This window comes from Mesorhizobium sp. M7A.F.Ca.ET.027.03.2.1, from assembly GCF_003999175.1.
GTDB lineage: Bacteria > Pseudomonadota > Alphaproteobacteria > Rhizobiales > Rhizobiaceae > Mesorhizobium.
This window is the reverse complement of the sequence record NZ_RZOM01000381.1, coordinates 1-5,188: the sequence shown is the minus strand read 5'-3', so window position 1 is coordinate 5,188 and position 5,188 is coordinate 1. Positions and strand designations below refer to the sequence as shown.

The 5,188-nt window shown below is 63.5% G+C and carries 7 protein-coding genes; 4 read left to right on the top strand and 3 right to left on the bottom strand.

What is annotated here, in order from left to right; translation table 11 throughout:
- On the bottom strand, positions 1-740 hold a 740-nt coding region (gene metF / locus EN750_RS17565), incomplete at its 3' end, for a methylenetetrahydrofolate reductase [NAD(P)H] (RefSeq protein WP_127397163.1).
- A complete protein-coding gene (locus tag EN750_RS17560) occupies positions 740-1,747 on the bottom strand; it encodes a metalloregulator ArsR/SmtB family transcription factor (protein WP_023813166.1) in 1,008 nt (335 codons plus the stop codon). The genes EN750_RS17560 and metF, both read right to left, overlap by 1 nt.
- Positions 1,748-1,869: 122 nt before the next feature.
- Between EN750_RS17560 and tsaA the strand changes: the two genes are divergently transcribed.
- Positions 1,870-2,409, top strand: coding sequence for a tRNA (N6-threonylcarbamoyladenosine(37)-N6)-methyltransferase TrmO (gene tsaA, locus EN750_RS17555; protein WP_127397162.1), 540 nt, complete (start codon positions 1,870-1,872; stop codon positions 2,407-2,409).
- Positions 2,406-2,720 (top strand): DUF2293 domain-containing protein, encoded by a 315-nt coding sequence (locus tag EN750_RS17550; RefSeq protein ID WP_127397161.1) that lies wholly within the window; start codon positions 2,406-2,408, stop codon positions 2,718-2,720. Before tsaA ends, EN750_RS17550 begins: the two co-directional genes overlap by 4 nt.
- A gap of 6 nt (positions 2,721-2,726) precedes the next feature.
- Here the strand turns inward: EN750_RS17550 and EN750_RS17545 are convergent, their stop codons facing one another.
- Positions 2,727-3,230 carry a hypothetical protein gene (locus tag EN750_RS17545; protein ID WP_127397160.1) on the bottom strand — a complete coding sequence of 168 codons (504 nt, stop codon included), beginning with the start codon at positions 3,228-3,230 and terminating at the stop codon, positions 2,727-2,729.
- Between the two features lie 150 nt (positions 3,231-3,380).
- Between EN750_RS17545 and EN750_RS17540 the strand changes: the two genes are divergently transcribed.
- The gene (locus tag EN750_RS17540) at positions 3,381-4,343 is read left to right on the top strand and encodes a D-amino acid aminotransferase (protein ID WP_127397159.1); all 963 of its coding nucleotides are present in this window, start codon (positions 3,381-3,383) and stop codon (positions 4,341-4,343) included.
- 132 nt (positions 4,344-4,475) lie between these two features.
- A partial coding sequence (locus EN750_RS17535) for an SDR family oxidoreductase (protein ID WP_145967743.1) occupies positions 4,476-5,188 on the top strand: 713 nt, incomplete at its 3' end.

The following is a 5,188-nucleotide window of genomic DNA, read 5'->3' as shown; positions in this document are numbered from 1 at the left end:
TGCGGGTCCCGGTCGAGGCCTTCGAAACGCTCCGCCAGCCAGCCGGGCACATGCGCGCCCGCCCTCGCGGAAAAGTTCGCGACCTGCTTGAAACTGTGAACCGGCTGGATACCCGGCACGATCGGGATGTAGATGCCGGCGCGGCGGACGCGCTCGACATAGCGCTCGTAGAGATCGTTGTCGAAGAAGAACTGGGTGATCGCCCGCGTCGCGCCATTGTCGACCTTGCGTTTCAGCATCTCGATGTCGGTGGCGAAATCGGGGCTTTGCGGGTGCTTTTCCGGATAAGCCGCGACGGAGATGTCGAAATCAGCAATCGCCTTGAGCCCGGCGACCAGCTCCGCGCCGTTCTCGTAACCACCGGGATGCGGCCGATACGGTTCGCCGACGCCGGAGGCCGGGTCGCCGCGCAGCGCCACGAACCGGTTGATACCGATCGATTTGTAATCCTGAATGACCGCGTCGACCTCGTCGCGTGTTGCACCGACGCAGGTCAGATGCGCCGCGGCAGGAATGGCGGTTTCCGTCAGGATGCGTTTTACAGTGCGGGCGGTGCGCTCCCGCGTCGAGCCGCCGGCGCCGTAGGTCACCGAGACGAATTTCGGCTTCAGCGGCTCCAGCCTTGTCACCGTCTCCCACAGCCTCGCTTCCATCTCGTCGGTCTTCGGCGGGAAGAATTCGAAGGAAACCCGGACCTTATCGCCAATGTCGGGGCGGCGGGAAAAGCGGAACTGGTTCATCAGGCGGTTTCCCTTATCTGCCTTGTGTCGTTGGAAGGATCGGCGATCAAGAGGCGCCGGTCGCGGCCAAGCCAGAGTTTTACGGTGAGCCTGGCCTCGTTGCCGCCGCGCGGCTCGAATTCCTGACTGTCTTCAAGATCGAGGCCGGCTTCCGAAAACCAGTCGGCGATCTGCCGGTCGGAAAAGCCGAGCCGCATATGCGCGTGCTCCTCACGCAGGAATTCCAGCGCATGCGGCGCGAAATCGACGATGACCAGGCGTCCGGCCGGACGCAAAAGCCGCGCCGCCTCGTGGATGGCACGGGCGGGATCGTCGAGGTAGTGCAGCACCTGATGGATGGTGACGAGATCGAAGGCATCGCGCTCGACCGGCGGCGCGAAGATGTCGCCCTGCCGAACCTGCGCATTCGAAACGCCGGCCTTGTCCAGATTGGCGCGCGCCACGGTCAGCATCTCGCGCGACATGTCGATGCCGACACCACGCCGATAAAGCGGCGAGAAGATTTCAAGCAGCCGCCCGGTGCCGGTGCCGAGATCGAGCATCGACTGGAACGGCCGCTTGCCGACCAGTTTCAGCATTGCGGCTTCGACGGCGCGGTCCGGCACATGCAGCGATCGGATATGGTCCCAGCTTGCCGCATTCACGGAAAAATACGCGACCGCCCGGTCCTGCCGCTTGCGCTTGACCGAGGCCAGGCGCTCAAGATCGCGTTCGACCTGCGGATCGGCGCCGCGAATGCCGGAAACCAGCCCCATGACGAAGTCACGCGCGGAATCCGCATCCGACAGGCGGAAGAAGGCCCACGACCCTTCCTGATAGCGGCCGATCAGTCCGGCCTCCAGAAGCAGCTTCAGGTGCCGCGAAACGCGCGGCTGCGACTGGCCGAGAATTTCGGTAAGATCGGAAACCGTGAGGTCACCGCGCGACAGAAGTGCCAGTATGCGCAATCGGCTGGATTCGGCCGCCGCCTTTAACGTATCCACCATAGTGTCGAGCGAGACATGCATCAGCGTATTCTCTTTGAAAAGATATAAACATATGTTTATGTCGATTTTAGCGACCTTGCAAGCGCTATGTCGCTTCCGGACAAGAAAATGCCGCTTGTGTGGCGTTTTAAGAGACGTGGACCATGACTGAAACGCGTGAGATGTTCGAGGCGCGCGAAGGCGAGCAGAGGCTGGAGAACGATCCGGCCTTGATGCCGCCTGATGGCGGGATCGTCTTCATCGGCCGCATTGCCTCGCCATGGACGACGCGCGAAACCTGCCCGAAGAACATGCGCGCCGCGCGCGAGACCGGGCAGAAGGCGGTGCTGACCATCGACACAGCCTACCGAAGTGGCCTGCAGGGGCTGGAGCGCGCCAGCCACGTCATCATCCTATCCTGGCTGCATCATGCGCCGCGGGACCTGATTGTGCAGAAACCGCGCCATGCCGCTGAAGCGAAAGGTGTATTTTCGCTGCGCTCCCCTGCCCGCCCCAACCCCATCGGGCTGCACATCGCCAGGCTCGTCGCGCTCGACCAACACACCGGCCGCATCGACCTCGACGGTATCGATGTGCTCGACGGCACGCCGGTCATCGACATCAAACCTTATTTCGTCTCGACCGACGCCATAGCGGAAGCGACCATCGAAGGGCGGGACGAGCCCGATCGGACCCGGCGATGACAGCGCCGACCGGCCGCCGCCGCGCCATCGCCAAGGCGCTGACCGCTCTTCTGCCGCTGGCGCCCTATGCCGACATGGAGAAGATCCGCGGCGACGCCGGCGCGGTCCACATGAAGACCTTGCCGCCGGGCATCGCCGTATGGTTGGCGACGATTGCCCATATCCGCCACATGCACACCGATTACGAAAAACTGCTGAGCGAAGGCTATGACCGCGACTCGGCGCGTTTCTTTGTCATCGAGCCGACCAACATCGTGCTCACCCGCTGGCGCGCAACCCGCCTGCTCGACGCCGACGACGAGGAGGAATGACCACGGCTACTTCCGCTTCAGCACGGCGACCGCATTGTAGGGCTGGCCATCGGCGTGGCCGACCCAAATCCAGGACAGATTGCCCTTGTAAAACCTTACGGTGATGTTGCCGCCGTCGATGCACTTGTCCTGACCGTAGGTGATGCTCTCGTGGTATTCCGCCGAAATGTCGTCCCTTGATCTCTGCGACAGCGATCCGCCGCAGCCGAGCGACGGATAATCGATCGACGCGCTGCCATCGTTGATGGTCATGACGATCGCCCAGTCGGCGCCGGCTTCACCGGCCGGGCTCTGGTGGCCATTGCCTACCCAGGTGCCGCTCAGCGACGGCACGTTCACCGCGCAAGGCACATTCTGGAAGGTCGCCGTCAATTCGCCGCCGGTTTTCTCGCAGCGATAGGTCTGGCCGCTCTGCCACAATTCCTCGCCTTCGCGCGCGCACTGGGCGCGGGCGTCGCCCGCAGCGGCGAACATCATCATTGCCGCTGTGACGGCCCCAAACCTACCCATTTTCCCCTCCCGTTCAGACCCGGAACGATAGGGCAATCGCGATCGAATGTATCGGCCAGATCGTCATGGAGGCCGAACAGCGCCGGGCGGGTGGCACTATGCCTTCTGCCCAGCGCCGCTAGCCTCTCGCCTGCGTGACAGGAGGCCCCGATGAGCCGGACATTGGCAACACAGGACGAGAAGCAACTGCCCGTGGTTGGCGACCGCCATGTCGACCCGCACTCCTATCCCGAGGGCGTCGCCTTCCTCGATGGCCAATACCTGCCGATGTCGCAGGCCAAGATCTCGGTGCTGGACTGGGGTTTTCTGCATTCCGACGCCACCTACGACACCGTGCATGTCTGGAATGGCCGCTTCTTCCGCCTCGATTTGCATCTCGAGCGCTTCTTCGGCGGGCTGGAAAAGCTGCGCATGACCATTCCCTTCGATCGCGACAGCGTGACAGAAATCCTGCACAATTGCGTGGCGCTGTCCGGTCATCACGCCGCCTATGTCGAAATGCTGTGCACACGCGGCGCCTCGCCGACTTTCAGCCGCGACCCGCGCCAGGCGGTCAACCGCTTCATGGCGTTCGCCGTGCCGTTCGGCTCGGTCGCCAATGCCGAGCAGTTGCAGCGCGGCCTGCGTGTCGCCATCAGCGACAAGATGCGCATTCCGCCGGCCTCGATCGACCCGGCGATCAAGAACTACCACTGGCTCGATCTGGTGCGCGGCCTCTACGATGCCTATGATCGCGGCGCCGAGACCGCGTTGATCCTCGACTTCAACGGCAATGTCGCCGAGGGTCCGGGCTTCAACGTCTTCTGCGTCAGGGACGGCAAGCTGTCGACGCCTTCCATTGGCGTGCTGCCGGGCATAACCCGCCGCACCGTCTTCGATCTCTGCGCCGAACAAGGTCTTGCCGCCACCGCGGCCGATGTCAGCGTCACTGCATTGCGCGAGGCCGACGAGGTCTTCATCACCTCGACCGCGGGCGGCATCATGCCGGTGACCGAGATCGACGGCGGGGCGATCGCCAACGGCAAGGTCGGACCGATCACCAGCCGGCTGATGGCGCTCTATTGGGAGAAGCACGAGGATCCGGCGTGGTCGTCTCAGGTGAATTATCCCTGATAATTCAGGCGTCTTTTTCGAAAGATTCCGGTCGCCTCTGGAAAATCAGAGGACGGACCGTATATGCCCGAAAGCGGAGAAGCCTCCGCTTTCACGCAAAATCACGCCCGCAGGGGCAAGGACTCCAAGATCATGACATCAAAGGTTTGGTTCATCACCGGATCGTCGAAGGGCTTTGGTCGCGTCTGGGCCGAGGCTGCACTCGCGCGCGGCGACAGCGTCGCGGCCACCGCCCGCGATGCCGGCACGCTCGCCGATCTCGTCGAGAAATACGGCGACAGGATTGCCGCGATAAAGCTCGACGTCACCGACAAGAAAGCCGTCGATGCCGCAGTCGCCGAGGCGCACAAGCGTTTTGGCCGGCTCGACGTCGTCGTCAACAATGCCGGCTACGGCCATTTCGGCGCCATCGAGGAGGTCAGCGAACAGGAAGCTCGCGACCAGATCGAAACCAATGTCTTCGGCGCGCTGTGGGTCACTCAGGCCGCACTGCCGATCATGCGGGCGCAGCGTTCCGGCCACATCATCCAGATTTCGTCGATCGGCGGCGTCAATGCCTTTGCCTCGCTCGGCCTCTACCACGCCTCGAAATGGGCGCTGGAGGCCTTCAGCCAGTCGCTGAGCATCGAGGTCGCGGAATTCGGCATCCATGTGACGCTGGTCGAACCGGGCGGCTTCTCCACCGACTGGGCCGGCCCGTCGGCCAAGATCTCTCAGCCGATCGAGGCCTATGCGCCCGCCCGTGCGAAGATGGCAGAGCGCCGCGCCAATTCCGTTGCCGGCGATCCAGAGGCCACCGGGCCGGCGATGCTGGCCATTGTCGACGCCGCCGAGCCACCGCTCAG

Coding starts and splice junctions, on each gene's coding strand:
- tsaA (WP_127397162.1), top strand. CDS start 1,870: ATGACTGAAACGCGTGAGATGTTCGAGGCGCGCGAAGGCGAGCAGAGG.
- EN750_RS17540 (WP_127397159.1), top strand. CDS start 3,381: ATGAGCCGGACATTGGCAACACAGGACGAGAAGCAACTGCCCGTGGTT.
- EN750_RS17545 (WP_127397160.1), bottom strand. CDS start 3,230: ATGGGTAGGTTTGGGGCCGTCACAGCGGCAATGATGATGTTCGCCGCT.
- EN750_RS17550 (WP_127397161.1), top strand. CDS start 2,406: ATGACAGCGCCGACCGGCCGCCGCCGCGCCATCGCCAAGGCGCTGACC.
- EN750_RS17560 (WP_023813166.1), bottom strand. CDS start 1,747: ATGCATGTCTCGCTCGACACTATGGTGGATACGTTAAAGGCGGCGGCC.